Genomic DNA, 17,601 nt, shown 5'->3' with positions numbered 1-17,601 from the left:
ATGAAGCCTTACAAAATTCTCATCGTTGATGATGAACCATCGGTGTGCAACTCGCTGGGCGAGTGGTTTCTCGAAGATGGATTTAACGTAGAAACCGCGCAAAGCGGTGAGATAGCGTTGCAAAAAATGCACGGTAATACCTTCGACATTATTTTGCTGGACATCAAAATGCCGGGAATGGACGGCATCACGCTGCAGAAAAAAATTCGCGAAATCGATCCTAATATCATCGTGATTATTATGACCGCATTCGCCTCGGTGGAAACCGCTGTCGAAGCGCTGAAACTGGGTGCGTTTGATTACATCACCAAACCGTTCGACCCGGACGATCTTTCCCGGTTGGTGCGAAACGCCATCAAACAAAAGGATTTGAGCGACGAAAATGTGCAGCTAAAAGATCAAATTACCGAACTTCGCGGGATGGACGAAATTGTCGGGACAAGCGATAAAATCCGTGAAGTAATGGAAATGGTACACACCGTTGCCGAAACCGATTCCACAGTGCTGATTCGCGGCGAAAGCGGCACCGGAAAGGAGCTGGTTGCCCGGGCGATCCACAGCCACAGCAAACGGCGCTATCTGCCGATTGTTGCGGTAAACTGCGGCGCGATTCCGGAAACACTGTTGGAGAGCGAGCTGTTCGGTCACGAAAAAGGGGCGTTCACCGGTGCGCAATATCGACGGAAAGGGCGGTTGGAAATGGCCCACGGCGGCACGCTTTTTCTGGATGAAATCGGTGATATTTCGCCAAAAATGCAGGTGGATTTGCTGCGCGTCATCGAAAGCAAACGCTTCACCCGATTGGGCGGCACGGCTGAAATTCAGGTGGATTTCCGGCTGGTTTTCGCCACGAATAAAAATCTGGAAAAACTGGTGGAGGAAGGTCTGTTCCGGGAAGATTTGTATTACCGGATCAACGTTTTCACCATCGTCATTCCGCCGTTGCGGGAACGTCGGGCGGATATTTTGCCGCTGGCGCGTCATTTTATCGGGAAGTATGCCCGGGCAATGGGACGACCGCAAAAGAGCATTTCGCCGGAAGCGGAGGCAATTTTACTGCGCCACCCGTGGCCGGGAAATGTTCGGGAATTGGAAAATGCCATCGAGCGGGCAATGGTTGTCGGCAAAAAACCGGCGGTCGCAGCGGAAGATTTGCCGTTGCAAGTGAATAATTCCAACCACGATTCCGGCGAAACACAAACGTTGGAAGAACTGGAAAAACAGCATATTATTAAAGTGCTCGGCGAGGCAGCAGGAAACGTGACACAAGCTGCCGGTGTGTTGGGCATCGATCGCGTAACGCTGTATAACAAGCTCAAAAAATATAAAATCAGCCGGGATAAGTGAAGGTTTATCTTACATTTATCAACAATCATTTTCCGCCAAACTGGGACAGGCTTGCGGTCGATTTGCAGCGATGCGTGCCCTACGCATTTGCCCACAACCGGCTGGAAATTTCGTTAAAACCGTTTTATTCTGCCGACCGGCAGCAGTATTACTCCACCCAAATTTTGGCGGAATTGCTCAAAAACATGCCACCGGATGGCGCCAAAATTTTGGGCATCACTAATGTCGATATTTTTGTACCCATTTTAACCTTCCTTTTCGGCGAAGCTCAATTAAACGGGCCGGGCGCGCTGATTTCTACTTTCCGGCTGCGCAACGAATTTTACGGACTACCCGCAGATAATGCCCTGCTGTACGATCGGACGCTCAAAGAGGCGTTGCACGAATTGGGGCATACGATGGGTTTGGTGCACTGCCAGAATTTTGAATGTGTGATGTTTTCATCAACTTATGTGGAAGATAGCGACATAAAACAGGCGCAGTTTTGCCCGGCGTGCCAGAATATTTTGGGTATCAATTGCCGTTGAATTTTCGGTTTTGGTAAAAAAAAAACAGCCTGCGACGCTCACCGGTTTTTGAACCGGATACACGCCGCAGGCTGACATTCACTGATCGCATAATGGTTTTCTAAAATAGTGCTTTTACAAGCTCGTCAAACGCCGCTTTCCCGATGACATTTTCCAGATCGGTTTGAACTTCGCCGCCGTCCGCCATCGTAACGCCAACCTGCTGTAAAGCCATATTTTCCAGCTCTTTAGCAAGTGTTTGTTTCAGGTGACCGACCATTTCTTTATGCCATTCCAATCCGCGGGTGTTGCCATATTGTTCGGGAAAATGGAAATTTTTTCCGGCGTCCATCACAAACAAATGTTCATCGTGATTGATGAGTTCCTCAAAACCACGGGCAGCCAATTCAGGATTGACTGCCGTGACCACACCCTCGAACGGCGTATATAACGGAACGGTTCTGCCTTTGCGGATCAGCAGCGCTATCAGTTGATGATTGCGATACATCTGCCCGGTTTGTGGCGGGATGAGCTGATCCACCGGCGCAAGAATTTTGAAACTTAGCGGACTAATGCCGATCTCAATTTGTCCGTTACCCACCGGTCTGCCCCAAAAATGATTGGCAAAATAATAACGGTCCAGATATATCCTGTAATTTGCAAAAAGCGATCGCAAATATTGATGAATCAACGGGACAACCGGTTCATTTTCGTCCAACTGGTCATCTATCCTGTTGCATCCGCACGGTTCCGTAACGGCTATGGATTCGGCTTCGAGCGGCATAATGCCGCACATGACTTTGTGAAAATCACAATGTTCGCACTGAAATTGCATTTCGCATAATTTGTAATTCACAACACCGGCAGTCATCCAGATGCAACGTTCATCATTCGCGACGACATTCTTTTTGGCAATCATGATACACCCCGTTTAATAAGCGGTAACTTTTTTTGTCAAGTCTGCTTTTTTGACAACATTCACCCGAATCACTTTTTGCGCAACGGCCGGCAGTGGTTCGCTTTCTTCAAATATCGGGAAGTTTTTGGCGATAAACCGGAACGCCGCAAAGCCGATCGCGACAATCATCAGCGTAACGCTGGCTTCCATCCACGACGGGAAATAATTTGCCTGCGTATAAGCTTCCATTCCGGTGATCGAAACATTCAACCGGCTCATGATGAATCCGATAACCACCATCAAAGCGCCACCAAACAATGCATGATCGTTTCGGCGAATTTTAGGAATTGCCAGCATTATCATCGGAATGATCAGCCCGATGACAACTTCTGCCCAATAAAACCAGGTTTCTGTGGTGTTAATAAACAGATATCCCAATTTGTCCAACCGGGTGATATCCTGAATTTTTATCAACAACGCGATTGCCAAAATGAATACGAGAATGCGTGCGACTTCCATCAAAATCGGTTTTTCCAACTGTTTGTTGAAAGCTCTGGCGCTCAAAAATGATTCGAAAATTACCATTGCAAACCCGACGGCGACAGCCGTTACAAAGAAGTGAACGGGCAGCAATGAAGAATACCACAGCGGATATAATTTTTCGGGAACGATCAAAAACAGGGAACCGAGTGAAGATTGGTGTAGTGTTGAAAAAATCACACCCAAAATAACCAAAGGAACGGTTATATTTTTGATCCACCGCAGCGGTTTTTCCATCCGCAATTTTTCGAAAACCACCGGACTGAATTCCAGCGCCAGCACAGTGGTGTAACAGGTTACGCACCAGCCAACTTCGAACATCACCGAATGGGGATTCCACATGATCAGCGGATGCCAAACGCGCAACGGCTGACCGAGGTCGAACAACAGCGCGACAATCACCAGCAAATATCCCAAAAATGCGGTCAAAATTGCCGGACGGACAATCGGTTTTAGCCGTTTGATGTTGAAAATATAGACCATCGCCGCCATCGTGAAACCGCCGGCAGCCAATCCGACGCCGCAAAGCACGTCAAATCCGATCCACAATCCCCACGGGAATTTGTCGCTCAAATTGGTTGACGCACCTAATCCGTAATAAAACCGGACGAATGTGGCATACAATCCGAGGATGAGCAAAATGCCAAAAATAGCTGTCCAAAAAGTAAACCGGAAAGGTTTCTGTGATTTCAAGAAGTTCGTTTTCATTATGCTTCCTCCTCTGCAACCGCTTGATTTTCTTCAACTTGTATCTTCTGCAGCGTCATTCTGCGATTGATAATCCACCACAACCCATACATAAATACACCGCTAAAAGACACCACATTCGGGACTTCTTTCATCACTTCCCAGGTCAGTTTCGGGAATGCTTGCTGGAAATTTTTCGATTTGAGACCGATCTGATCCAGCGGGAATGCCGCCAAAATCAGCACAGATGTGCCACCAGCTTCGGTAACGCCGTAAATATAGGGATGGTAACTATCCGGGTCGTTCTGCATTCTGCGCCGGGCGATGCCGATCAGCTCATCCCGTTCGCCAAAAACGGTTGCGCCTTCTTCGCAGGCTTCTGCGCATGCGGGCAGTTTGCCTTCTTTAATGCGATCGTAACACATATCACATTTTTGAACCAACGGCTGGCGGGAATCCCATTGATATTTCGGCACATCAAACGGGCAGGCAAACATGCAATACCGGCAACCCATGCATTTTGAGGGGTCGTAAGTCACTGGACCTTCTTTTGTTTTTTCAAGTGCACCAACCGGACACACAGATGCGCAACTCGGGTTTTCACAGTGCATGCACATTTGGCGAAAATATATTTCTTCATCGTTGATCGCTTTAGTTTTGACAACTGTAAAATTGGTTGCTGATAATTCGTAATTCTCAGTATCCGGTTGGTTATGAACTTCATGGCATGCATCCATGCACGCTTCGCAGCCGATACACCGGGTGGTATCGATTAACATTCCGTAGCTCATTTTTTCTCCTTTTTCAAATTCTTTGCGTCGAACAGTTCAGTTTTGGATTCAGCAAGCGACAATAATCAGCTGCCGGTTTCGCAGAATTCCGTTTCAAATTTTTTCCATACTTTTTCATCAAAATGTGCCAAAACACCGACCGGAATATCCCCGCCATCGGCGAGTGTTAATCCGAGACCGTTATCCGGAACTTGTTCGGCAAAGAAATTTTTGAGCTGTTGAAGTTTTGTTTTTGTCCAGGTTTCTGCTTTTTCAGCGAACTGCCATTGCGGAATTTCGTTGGCAATTTGTTCCGGCTTCAACACAAACAACCAGTTTTTGCTGAGGCTTTCCCAGGTCGGATGTTCGACGACTGAAGAATTGATCGCCATAATTTGTCCGACAACCGGAGATTTGAGAACCAGCGAATGGTTCCCTTTGCGGATGTTAATCAGCCCCTCCCCTTTTGCAATTTGCAATCCGGGTTCGTGCAGTTCGATGGCATCCGGTTCACCGACAACACCCATCAAAATCGGGTGAATGCCAACAGCAATTTCGCCATCGTCCAGAATTTTTGTCCACGTCATCGACGGTTGTAAAAAGATGCCTTTTGGCAATAATGAAAGGGTGCTGGAAATGGGTGATACGCCTAATGCCGGCGATGATGCAAGCCCGATTTGTTTTCTGCGTTGAATAACATAATCAACAGAAATGCCCAGCACGATTGTTAGAATAACCATTAATACGACCATGATATAACTCCTTAATTATAGTTGATTACATTGTAAATCATTTCACATAAGTATAAGACAATTCCTGTGCCATAATATTTACTAATCCATCAAGTAATTGTTTTTATTATACTTAGATGGGTATCATGTAAAAATTATCATCAACTGTAAAAAAACGATCGTTGAATTAATTTACACCGCAATAGCCGCCGCAAACACAGCAAAGCCGCAACGCATTGTTATTAAAAGACTTAGCTTTGTAAAGAAATTCAACGATCGTTGTAAACAAATTCAACGAATTGGAAAATCGGTGTGTTAAATTTTGAAATAGAGAGATTTGCGAAAATGTATTTCGGAAGGAAATGTGAAGCCAATTGTTTGCGAACGATAATCTCGCTAACAAAGCAAGTCAAAATTTTACAACCACTTAACGAATGGATTCAAATTGCCGCATGCACATAAACAGCGCTCGCGGAACATGAAAACAGCCTTTCCACTTGCCGCCTTTCAATTGCAGCAGCGGCTCGCCCCGACGATTGAGATAGCCGAACCATTCGCCAAATTGCGGATCGGGAAAATGCTGCCAGCTGTATTCGTGAACGCGTTGATACCACGCCAGACAATCCGCACGTCCGGTGAGCCGATATGCCATCGCCAGCGCAACCAGCGTTTCCAGATGCACCCACCACAATTTTTGATCCCACTCTAACTGCTGCGGCGGATTGTTGCGCACATCCAAAAAATAGAAAATGCCGCCAACTTCGGCATCCCACCCAAAATCCAGCGTATTTAACACAACCGTGATGCAGCGATCAATCAGCGAAGCATCGCCGGAACGTTCGGCGATATCCATCAAAAACCACATCGCCTCGATGCCATGCCCGGGATTCACTACCCTGCCCTCAAAACAATCCAGTAATTCGCCATCCGGCGATACATTTTCCATCAAAATGCCTTTTTCCGGATGCAGAAATTTGCCGAGCACCTGTTCGATGCACATGTTTGTGGCATCGTCAACGGTTTGTTTATCGAGCATCCACGCCAGTTCAATCGTCAGATTTGCCAAAATCATCGGCAGCGCCAGATTGATCATCGGGCGCGTGCCCGGCACAATTTTATTGTATTTGCCTTTGGGATTATCCGTTCGCCGGAGAATATTGCGAAAAGTCTGTTCAGCGATATCTTTCGCTTTTTCATCATTTGCAGCCAGCGCAAATTGACTGAACGCCATCGCAGCAAAACAATCGGAGAAAATATTGTATGGCTGAACCAGTGGTTTCCCGTCGCGCGTCAGCGAAAAATACCAGTTGCCGTTGTCATCCATCCCATATTTTTTGAGAAATTCTGCGCCGTTTTTGGCGATTTCCAGCCAGCTCTCCCGCTGTTCCAAACGATTGTAAAGCATCGAAAACAGCCAGACCTGCCGCGCTTGTAGCCAGATAAATTTATCGGTATCAAACACGCTGCCGTCGCGATTGAGGCAGGTAAAATAACCGCCCATTTCCCGGTCAATCGAAAATTTTTCCCAAAACGGGATCACATCGCTGAGCAATGCATTGCGATATTGGGCTGCCAATTTCGCACCATCGATTTTCGGGTTGCTGTTCACAATAATGCCTCGGCGTAACGATCAAATAAATTGCGCGCTGCCGGCCACACCGACTGCGGGCTCATAAAATGGGAAAATTCAAACGTAATTTGTTTTTCAACAAATGGTGAAGTGATGCGCAATTTTTCCAGCAATCGCCGGTAATCCGTCGGCGGAAATTTGATCGGAAAATCGCGCGAAAACGTTTCGGTGTTGTTCCACAGCTCAATCCCGGCTTCCGTGCAAACGGTTTTGATGGTTTCCATATACATCGGCAATTGCTCCAATCGGCAGGTGCCATCCTGAAATGCGCAAATATCGATCGATGAAATTTTGCCGAGCATGTTGCGCCATTCATCAGCAAATTCGTCCATATTCCGCACCATTTCGTTTTCCGCATGCACCACACCGCTCGAATAATATGGCGAAATCAGCACCGGTTTTTCCGGCGTAACGTCTTTCATATGATTGCTGATGTGGTGATAAAAATCGCGGATGCCCGGCACAAAAACGCTGGTTTCGTGGGAAATATACCAGCCGTGAAACGCGGGCGAATCGCCGTAGCGTGACAGCACTTCCGCAATAAATTTTTGGTTGGCGGCGACTTCTTCGCGCCACAAATCCCATTTACCCTGTTCAAAAATGCCGGTATCGAAAATGCCAAAATAGAGTTTGACGCCGTTTTTATGCGCCGCATCCAAAAATAGTCGTGCGAGATCGGTCGTATGCGTATCACCGACAATTTTGGAGGGAAAAACGCTGTGGCGTTTGTAGCCGCCGCGAATAATGATTGCCGTATCGATACCGATTTCATTGAAAATTTCAAACTCCCGCTGCCACTCTTTTTTGCCCCAGTTTTGCGGGGGAATGTCAAATGTTATTTCGTCGATAAACGTTCCTGTAATTTTTTTCATCACTCTCTCAAGTCCGTGGAATAGGTTATAATTTCAGCAATATCAGATAGTTATCAAAACTCAATTTTGTATGTTCGGATCTCGTATTTCCCCAAATTCACCGTAAAAGTTGTCTCGTTGTCCGGTGAAACGAGCTCCCCGGTTTCTTCGTTGAGATTGGTTAACTGCACTTTTCGGATCGGTGCAAACGCGGTCGCGGTCGCAGAAATTTGGGTATCGCCCGGATTGTAAATCCGCACGATGATGCCGTTGCCATCATCGGCAATCTTCATTGCGCTGATGCAAATTTCGGGATGATCGAAGTGAATCAAGCTAATGCTTTGCCATTCTTCGGGGAAATTTCCGCTGAACGATTGGGCAAAAACCTGCGTTGCAAAATTGTGCGCCTGATGAAAAACGGCATTGGTGCGCCATGATTTTTGGTGCGGAATCAGCGCATATTCGAACACATGACTGCCGGGACATTGCGCTTCCGGCGTGGCAATTTTGGGTCCCGCCTGAATGACACGCGTGATAAAATCGTTGCGCGACAACCACCCGACACAGCGCAATAGCGTGAGTGCAATCATCGCTTTTCCGTTTTGCTCGATGATTTCGTATTCCGGCAAACCGCGATTGGCGAGCATCAGCCCGGACTGTTCATCCGCAACACTGACGAACGTATTTTGGTGGCGCGTGGCATAATATTCCGACCGCGTCGCAGCCGTCGGTTTGCCCGGATAATAGCACGGTCGTTCGATCACCGCAAAATGGCCGTCGGCAAAACAGGTTTTGGCAGTGCTGCCGCTCGGGAAAAGCACCCGCAGCCGGTGATCTTCCACAGCGTTGTCAAATTCAGTGCGACATTCGATGCGCCGGGTGTTTGCCAAAAGCGTGATTTCCGTGCGCAATTTACACTGCACCATTTCGCTGCTGCGGATTTTGCGGTCGTTGCTCAGTTTCGCCGGCAGCAAAAAATCACCGGAAATTTCGATGGTCGCAGAAAACGCCCCGGATGCCTTCAGCCGGATTTCCGGTTGAAAATTTTCCGTGGTAATCGTTCGACTGTTCTCCGCCCAAGAATAGGTGTATTCGTCGCCAGTATCCTCCGTATCTTCAAAAATATGACAATTTGGATAGTTTACGCCGAATTGTTTATCCACAATATTGAACGAGCCGTTGGGGTTCACATCGATGCGGTAAAACGCATTTTCGAGAAATCTATCACCGGCTCGAAGATCGGTTTCAGTCGCTGCTTCCACATCCGGCACGATATCAAAAATGGCGAACCCGTTTGCCGGAAGTGCATCCGCAGCAACGCGAACATCGTATTCGTGGTAATTCACATCTTTGAATAATTCCATCCGGAATTGCGGTTTTTTGGAAATTATTTGGCAAGGATGCAGTTTGCCCTGCGTGTCTTTCAGCGCAATCGATTGGTGAAATTGCTGCTGCTCGTCCGTTACCGGGATGCGAATTTTTGCAGAAAACACATCGCTCCGTTGCCAGTTTAAGGGATTGAAAACAAACAACTTGCGCGTATCATTGCTATCGGGATTTTTTTCCGCGATATCGAGAATTGCCCGCTCGGAAATGTAATCGCCGATTTGCCGGACACGCTGGAAAAACGTCATATTTTCGCGATGCACTTCGTCGGTGCTGCAACCGCAAATATCATCGTGCGGATGATTTTTGAGCAGCGTGCGCCAGGCTTGTTGCAAAAATGGCGTGAAATCCGAACCGGCTGCCAATTTTGCCAGCACCGAGAGCGGCTCCGCAAATTTTTCGAGCAACTGCTGGCAGTGGAAATTTGCCTGTTTGAGATACATTCGCGCGGAATACACGCTCAGCAAAATCGGGCGATGGTAATTGTCGATCAACTCGCCGCGAATGGTTTTCAGCGATGGATTTGCGGCGATAACTGCGTCCACATAATCCGAAAATGTGCCGTGGGTGAGCTGGATGTTGTCGGAATGTTGATTGACATATTCGATCAGTTCCGGCACTTCCGGCTGAGGTGGCAGATGATCTACACCATTGTTAAACAATAAGTTAGGCGTGGTTGAATCACCGGCAATTTTTTCGATGGACGCCAGTACGTCTTTGAGCGCCTGTTCTTTTTCCGGTTTCCGATTCCGGTAATCGCCGAATTCGAACGGGAATCCCCAACTGGCCAAATTGCCGTAATTATCGCGCTGGTTGAGTGCCAGAATTTGCGATCCGTCCGGCGCTTCCCACTGAAATTCGCTGCCGGTTTGCTCGATTTCCGCGCCCATTCCCCGCGAAAAAATGAACGAACGAATGTCGAACCCGCGCAAAATCTGAGGCATTTGGGCAATGTGCCCGAACGGGTCCGGCACGTAACCTTCTTTCATCATGCCGCCAAATTCGCGGCAAATGCGATCGCCGAGCATCAAATTTCGGATGAGCGATTCACCGCTCACCAAAAATTCATCGGGCAAAATATACCACGGTCCGATGAACAATTTTTTCGATTTGACCAGTCGTTCGAGATCTGCGCGTTTTTCGGGTTTTACTTCAAGATAGTCTTCCAGCACAACCGTTTGCCCGTCCAAAACAAACGCTTTGTAACCGGGAATGGTGTCCAAAATTTCGATAATTTGGTCAACGGTTTGGACCAACCGAATGCGAAACCACTCAAACGGCCAATACCATGCACGATCCCAATGGGTGTGCGAAACAACGAGACCTTGATATTTTTCAAATTTGCCAATCATCGAAAACCCTCTTTTTGAACCCGGAAGAATACGCAGAAATTCCCAGTTTTGCAATATAAAGCAGCTACGAATTCGGTATTCGTAGCTGCTTTTGGAAGTGTATGTTGGGAAAATTCGACAAATAATTATTTAACGAGCAGCATTTTTTTCACGGCGCGGAAGTTGTTGGCTTCCACTCTGTAAAAATACATGCCGCTGGCAAACTGGCTGGCATCGAAAGTGAATTTATGCTCACCGGCCTGCATTTTGCCGTTTTGCAACACAGCAACTTGTTGACCTAATACATTGTAAATCATCACTTTAACATCCGAAGCCTGCGGCAACGAAACCACAAAAGTCGTGGTCGGATTGAACGGGTTCGGATAGTTTTGACCGAGTGCGTATGCCTGCGGAATGGCATCCAGATCGCTGTCGATACCGACGAGCAAGCTGTCGTTCGGAACGATGATATCGAAGCTGTAGCTGCTGATGCCGTTGTTGGTCACCATTTCAACCAGGCTGTTGTTCACCGGATTGAACACCGCCTGCGCCGATGCGTTGCCGTTAGCGTTGGTCAGGTATTTCGGCGTATTTGCCGGCAAAACGGTGAAATCAGTCATCAGGCTGTCGCCGGGTTCGCCGAGTAGTTCAACAATGCGCATGCCCGGGCTAAAACCATCGAGCGCTGCCACAAACCGGCGGGTTTCCGAATCGGTTGTGAAGATTTCGAAATAGCTGATCGACGTGCCGGAGACCAAACCGGTATCGAATGCATAAACTACTTCGCCGCTGCGTTTGATGTAACGCGGCGCTTTTCCGGGCGCGTTGATGAAGAAATATTCGCCATCCATCACCGGGCTGAGCCCGAAACGTGCTGCATCGGCTTCCGGCAGCGGGATTGTATCGGTCACGGAAAAAGTGACGCCATCGGCTGTGCCGAGCACGAATGCGTTGGCGTTGCCATTTCCCGAAACGTAGATTTCCGTGCCGTGATCGTGTCCGCTAACGGAAATCACATCCCCTACCCGACCGTCCAGAATACCGCTGAACGCGGTGGTGAGCATCGCATCTTCATTTTCCCAGCGATACAGCACGAAATCACCGCCCTGCGCAAGGTTGGCTGCATAAATCACGCCGTCTGTTGTGGCGGCAGCCATGTTTAGGTGAATCAATCCGGTGCCGGTAAATCCGGTCATATCCAGATCTTTTACCAATTCGCCGGTTTCCGCGTCGAGCACTTTCACAAAATTGCCACCAACGCGACTGACGACATACAGATGATTGGTTGCCTGGCTATAGGCAATGGTGCGCACCAGATTGTTGGTACCGAACCAATCGGTGCTGTCTGCCAACACACGCCAATCCAACGGATACAGCTCGTATGCCGAACCGTTCAACGCTATTGAAAACGTGCCGTAATTGGTGGTGACGACCAGACTATCGGCAAACGTTCCGGCAGCAGCCGGCGCGAATGCGACCGTCACGAGCAACGTGGAATCCGGCTGGATCAGCTCGTTGCCGAGCAATGTGCTGCTGAACGAGAGCGTATCGCTGAGCGTTGCGCTGAGAATTTGCACATCAGCCGCACCTTGATTTTCGATCGAGAACGAGAGCGTTTCCAATCCGCCGAGCGGCACTTCGCCGAAAATCAATTCATTGGTTGAGAAAACCGGAACACCAATGGCGCCGCCGGGCAGCTCAACATCATACGATGCAATGCCGTTGTTTGTCACCAATTGAAACAGCGTCACAGTGCCGTCATTGTTCATCCGGTATGCCAGATCGCCGGTAGCGTTGGCGTTGCCATTGAATGCAAAGCTCAATTCGCCGGTGGCATATAGCACCGGATCGGTTTCGGAATCAGTGATGTCATAAACCTGAATTTTGTTGCCCAAATCCGCTCCGGGATTTGCTGCAACGGCGATAAATTTACTGCCGCCGCCGGCAAAATAGTTCACGCTAAACCAACTGGACGCAACCACGCCACCGTTGGTTTGGGCAATCACGTTGCCGTTAACATCGATGTGACTGGTGGCAGTACCGGTGCCGTTCACCCACAATTCGCTGCCCATGCTTTCCGGGATTGCTGAAATGCCGCCGCGAGCCAAACCTGCGGCAACCGAAATCGGCGTATCAGCCGTAAAGTTGACGCCGTCGGTAGTGGTCAGCCGAACGATTTCCGTGCTGCCCGAACCGCTGGCATAAATGACTGTATTTGCACCGCTGCCGTAAACGCCCATCGCATCGCCACTGCGTCCGGTAACAATTCCGGTAAAGGCAACGGTTGGCACCGCGCTTTCATCCGCCCAGCGATAGACCTTGAATTCGCCATTGGCGAGCGCCAGGTTACAGGCGTAAATCGCGCCGTCTGCGGCTGCTTTGGCGATATTCAATAAAAATATACCGCCGGAAACGCCGGTCATATCCAGCGAACTGAGCGAATCGCCGGTGGCTGCATCCAATACATAAACATTGGTGCCGCCTTCGCGGGAAACCACCAGCAGATGATCGGTTACAGGATTGTAACCCATGCCGCGAGTGGTGTTGGCGGTGGTCAACCAACTGAAATCGCCAACGCCTTTTTCCCAATTTTGGGTGATGGGATCGGCAACAAACAGCTCGATATCAGCGCTGTCGCGCGGCACCATTTTGTAAGCGCCAAAGGTATAGTGACCGATACCGGTGATGTTATACACCGCGCCGCTGTCCGGGGCAAATGCGAAGATAAAATCATCCACAACTGCCGGACCGCTACCGTCGTTCACTTCCCATTCGCCAAACCCGAGATCGGTATTGGTGACTGCCGCTTCGGAAACGTGAACCAGCACGCCTTCATATTTTTCCTGCGAAAAATCGGCGGTGGAAACCATTTCCGGATCGGGCAGCGTGTTGCCGGTTGAATTGACAACGTATTCCGTCAAGTTAAGCATTTCTGTGACATCGCTAAATTCATCCACCAAACCGGTGATGGTCAGATTATCGCCGATCTGCGCGGAATCCGCAAATGATGGGGAGAAAACCCACAATCCGTTCCATGCGCCGGGCGCATCCTGTAAAAAGAATCCATTGGCGTTTTTGCCGGTTACCGTTCCGGAAGTTTGGACAATCTGTCCGGCGTACGGGGACGGTCCCTCGTTACCATCCGGTGTGGTCTGGATTTGTGCGAGTGATACCATCGGAATAACTACCGGATCGGGAATATCCACGGTGTATGCCGCAATTCCGTTGTTGGTAATCAGTTGGAAAACGGTCAACGTGGTGTCGCCGTTATTGCGAAATCCGAGATCGGCAGTGGCATTCGCATTGGTGTTGTATGCGAAACTCAGTGCGCCTTCGCCCAAAAATGTGGGATCGGTTTCGGAATCGGTGATATCCCAAACCTGCACTTTTGGACCATTGTCTGCGCTGTTGTTTCCGGTGATTGCGATATATTTGCGATCGCCGCCCATCATGTATTGCACGTTGAACCAGCTCGACGAAACGACGCCGGTATTCACCGCGTTGATCACGGTGCCACTACCGTCGATGTGGCTGGTTGCCGTGCCGGAACCGTTAACCCACAATTCTTCGGTTGATACGCGTTCGAATAAACCGGAGGGTATCGGTGAGATACCACCGCGTGCCAATCCGCCCGCAACCGCAATCGGTGTATCGAGCACAAAATTCAGCCCGTCAGTGGTGGTGAAACGCGTGACTTCCGTGCTGCCGGAACCGCTGGCATATAAAATGGTACGTTTCCGGCGCCGGTCACGCCAAAGCTGTCGCCGGAGCGATTGGGAACAATGCCATCGAATGCAACGGTTGGCACTGCGCTTTCGTCCGCCCAGCGATAAATTTTAAATTGCCCGTTGGCCAGCGCCAGATTGCAGCCGTATATCGCGCCGTCATCCGCTACTTTGGCAATATTCAGCAAGAATATGCCGCCGGAAACGCCGGTCATATCCAGCGCGCCGAGCGAATCGCCGGTTGCGGCATCGAGAATGTAAACGTTGGTGCCACCTTCGCGGGAAACCACCAGCAAATGGTTGGTAGCTGCGTTGTAGCCCATTCCGCGTGTCGTGTTTGCGGTGGTCAGCCAGCTAAAATCTGCCACACCTTTTTCCCAAATTGTGGAAACCGGACCCACCGGCGGCAGGCTGTTTTCTGCCTTTGGCGTTCCGCCGTCGATGTAACTGGCTTGCCAGCTTTCCGCTAAATTGTTGTCAGATAACGGATCGATCAACTCCAACGTCGGTCCGAAGCCGTCCGGCTCGGTTGGCCACGGTGCGATATCGTCAAAATTGACGGAATCAACCAACGTGCCCATCGATGTGGCAATGGCAACCGCTTCGCCGCTGTTGCTCAACGCGCCGGCTGTCCACACATAATCCGGGGCGAAACCGTATGTGTTGTGAAACGCTGCGGAGTCGAATGCCACAACCAGATATTCATTCGCACCGACCATTGCGCCGGACGGGAAAGTGAAATCCACACCTGCGCTGAACGCAAATCCGGACAGATCAACCGCTGCCGCTTCCATATTGAGCAGTTCGATGAATTCGGTTGTATCGGTTCCCGATTCAATCGGGTTGTAGTTGATTTCGTTGATCACCAGATTCGGCACAAATTCTTGTGGTACGTCAACCGTATACGCCGCAATGCCATTATTTGTGATCATCGCATAAACCGTCAGCGTGCCGTCGCCGTTATCTTTGTATGCGAGATCCGCTGTGGCGTTGCCGTTGCTGTTTGGCGTATTTGTCAACGAATCGATCGCATACAGCGGCGGCTCGGTTTCGTTGGTGGTGATGTCGTAAAAGTGAATTTTCTGCAAATCTGTCGCACCGGCACTGCCCGCCACAGCGAGCAATTTTGCCGCACCGCTGGCCATGTAGCGCACGTTAAAAAATCCGGATGCGATGGTTGTCGTTGCAACCTGGTTGATCACCGTTCCGGCGGTGTCCACGTGACTGACAGCCGTGCCGGAGCCGTTCACCCACAATTCCCCGGCGTTGCTTTCGGGAATTACGGAGATGCCGCCGCGCGCCAAACCGGCCGCAACCGGCACACTGTTCGCCGGCGCAAAATTGATTCCGTCGGTGGTGGTCAGCCGAGCAATTTCCGTGCTGCCGGAACCGCTGGCAAAAATAACGGTGTTCACACCGGAGCCGCTAACTTCAAATGCATCGCCGGCTCTGGATGTCACCGTTGCAGCGTATGCAACCGTGGGAGCGCTGGCTTCATCCGCCCAGCGATACACCTTGAATTCGCCATTGGCGAGCGACAGGTTACAGCCGTAAATCGCGCCGTCATCCGCACCTTTGACGATGTTCAGTGAAAATGTGCCGCCGGATACGCCGGTCATATCCAACTGACCCACTGAATCGCCGGTAGCTGCATTCAATAAATAAACATTTGTACCGCCTTCGCGGGAGCACACCAACAAATGATCGGTAACGGGATTGTAGCCCATTCCGCGTGTGGTGTTGGCTGTCGTGAACCACGAAAAATCACCGACATTCTTTTCCCAAACGTTCGTAACCTGCGCATATGCAGAGGTTATCAGGAGAAGAAATGTCGCAACGGTAACCCATATTCGTTGCATAAGACCTCCTTTTGGATTAACTGAAAAAACCATGAGTAATTGAAGATTTTTATTTGAACGATAACTGATAACAGATTACACATGCGATTCGTGACCGCGAACCGGGCTTACCGGCAAACCAAAAACCGATTGCAACGCCATCACCACAGCACCTTTAATCCCGGCTTCGCGGCGGAGCACATCCGGCAAAACGCCGTCAAAATCAAACGGGATTTCGTGATTTTCCACATCCAGAATGCCATTGATCCGGGTGATTAACTCGGGAATTTTCTCGATAATTTTGCCGCCCAAAATGATCAGCTTCGGGTCAATGGTTTTGATCATTTGTAAACAAACGCCCGCCATCGCGTGGGCATATTCGTCGATCACAGCAGCAATTTCCGGGCGATTATTTGTCAAATATTGTTCGATATCCGCGAGCGTCAAATCCTCGATTTCCTGCTCACTTTTGCCATTGAGCGAATTTCCATTGATCGACAGCGCCCTTTTGCAAGCCAGAACAAAAGCAGACTCGGAAAGCAGCTCGCCCAAAAACTGTTGATTTTTATAGAGATAAGTATATTTTTCAGAGTTAAAATTGAGCATGTTCTGAATTTTCAGATAGCCAATTTCACCGGCACGCCCCATATTTCCGCGATACAATTGGCGATTGACGATGATGCCTGCACCAATTCCCGCACCAATCCAGATGTAAATGAGGTTGGCAATCTGGCGTCCTGCACCCAACACACTTTCGCCAAACGCCCGGGTTTTCACGTCATTTTCGATGATCACGGGCACGTTGTAGCGCCGCTCGATTTCCGCCGCAATCGGGAAATTATCCCATCCGCGCAGCGTATCCGCAAAACGCACGCGACCATTTTCGTAATCGATAAATCCCGGCAAACCGACGCCGATACCCAACATATCCTCTGTTTTCAGCGATTGCATGAGCATCATTTGGTCAATATCGCGGAAAATCAGCGCCAAAACGCTGCTGGCGGATGCGTTCACTTTGTGCGGGTATTGGCGAATTTCCCGGATTTCCGCATCGAGATTGGCAATCGCCACAATCGTATCGCTGCGGCGAATATCGATACCAACTACAAATTTGTTTTCCGGGTTGAGTTTGAGCAACCGGGGACGTTTTCCGCCACGAACGGATGCCTCACCTTTTCCCACTTCGGTGATAAATCCCGCTTCGTCCAGCCGGTTTACGATTTCCGAAACCGCCACTTTTGAAATACGGCTGAGTTTCGCCAATTCAATTCGCGAAATCGGGCCGTTATCGCGAATCAGGTTGAGCAACCGGATTTCATTGTATTGTTTAATCAGTTGGGAATCTGCTTTTTTAATCATCA

Annotated in this window: 12 protein-coding genes; 2 read left to right on the top strand and 10 right to left on the bottom strand. The window is 49.4% G+C overall.

What is annotated here, in order from left to right:
- Positions 1 to 1,347, top strand: a complete 1,347-nt coding sequence (locus H6629_23215; protein ID MCB9070697.1) for a sigma-54-dependent Fis family transcriptional regulator — start codon at positions 1 to 3, stop codon at positions 1,345 to 1,347.
- On the top strand, positions 1,344 to 1,874 hold the full coding sequence (locus H6629_23210; protein MCB9070696.1) for an archaemetzincin family Zn-dependent metalloprotease: 531 nt from the start codon (positions 1,344 to 1,346) through the stop codon (positions 1,872 to 1,874). Before H6629_23215 ends, H6629_23210 begins: the two co-directional genes overlap by 4 nt.
- Before the next feature lie 100 nt (positions 1,875 to 1,974).
- Here the strand turns inward: H6629_23210 and H6629_23205 are convergent, their stop codons facing one another.
- From H6629_23205 to H6629_23160, 10 genes are all read right to left on the bottom strand, one after another.
- Positions 1,975 to 2,772, bottom strand: a complete 798-nt coding sequence (locus H6629_23205; protein MCB9070695.1) for a hypothetical protein — start codon at positions 2,770 to 2,772, stop codon at positions 1,975 to 1,977.
- A gap of 12 nt (positions 2,773 to 2,784) precedes the next feature.
- Positions 2,785 to 3,984: a Ni/Fe-hydrogenase cytochrome b subunit gene (hybB, locus tag H6629_23200; protein ID MCB9070694.1), complete on the bottom strand. Its 1,200-nt coding sequence runs from the start codon at positions 3,982 to 3,984 to the stop codon at positions 2,785 to 2,787.
- Between the two features lie 14 nt (positions 3,985 to 3,998).
- Entirely contained in the window at positions 3,999 to 4,769 is a 771-nt protein-coding gene (locus H6629_23195; protein MCB9070693.1) for a 4Fe-4S dicluster domain-containing protein, read from the bottom strand.
- 65 nt (positions 4,770 to 4,834) lie between these two features.
- Positions 4,835 to 5,500 carry a hypothetical protein gene (locus H6629_23190; protein MCB9070692.1) on the bottom strand — a complete coding sequence of 222 codons (666 nt, stop codon included), beginning with the start codon at positions 5,498 to 5,500 and terminating at the stop codon, positions 4,835 to 4,837.
- Positions 5,501 to 5,906: 406 nt separating this feature from the next.
- Positions 5,907 to 6,980 carry an AGE family epimerase/isomerase gene (locus tag H6629_23185; protein ID MCB9070691.1) on the bottom strand — a complete coding sequence of 358 codons (1,074 nt, stop codon included), beginning with the start codon at positions 6,978 to 6,980 and terminating at the stop codon, positions 5,907 to 5,909.
- 104 nt (positions 6,981 to 7,084) lie between these two features.
- Positions 7,085 to 7,981, bottom strand: coding sequence for a DUF4434 domain-containing protein (locus tag H6629_23180; protein ID MCB9070690.1), 897 nt, complete (start codon positions 7,979 to 7,981; stop codon positions 7,085 to 7,087).
- Between the two features lie 53 nt (positions 7,982 to 8,034).
- The gene (locus tag H6629_23175) at positions 8,035 to 10,698 is read right to left on the bottom strand and encodes a hypothetical protein (GenBank protein ID MCB9070689.1); all 2,664 of its coding nucleotides are present in this window, start codon (positions 10,696 to 10,698) and stop codon (positions 8,035 to 8,037) included.
- 125 nt (positions 10,699 to 10,823) lie between these two features.
- Positions 10,824 to 14,336, bottom strand: a complete 3,513-nt coding sequence (locus H6629_23170; protein MCB9070688.1) for a T9SS type A sorting domain-containing protein — start codon at positions 14,334 to 14,336, stop codon at positions 10,824 to 10,826.
- A 5-nt stretch (positions 14,337 to 14,341) separates the two neighbouring features.
- Entirely contained in the window at positions 14,342 to 16,261 is a 1,920-nt protein-coding gene (locus tag H6629_23165) for a DUF4623 domain-containing protein (protein ID MCB9070687.1), read from the bottom strand.
- A 75-nt stretch (positions 16,262 to 16,336) separates the two neighbouring features.
- The gene (locus tag H6629_23160) at positions 16,337 to 17,599 is read right to left on the bottom strand and encodes an ROK family transcriptional regulator (protein ID MCB9070686.1); all 1,263 of its coding nucleotides are present in this window, start codon (positions 17,597 to 17,599) and stop codon (positions 16,337 to 16,339) included.
- Positions 17,600 to 17,601: the final 2 nt, after the last annotated feature.

The organism is Calditrichia bacterium (assembly GCA_020634975.1).
Classification (GTDB): Bacteria; Calditrichota; Calditrichia; order RBG-13-44-9; family J075; genus JACKAQ01.
This window is presented reverse-complemented; position numbering and strand designations above follow the sequence as displayed.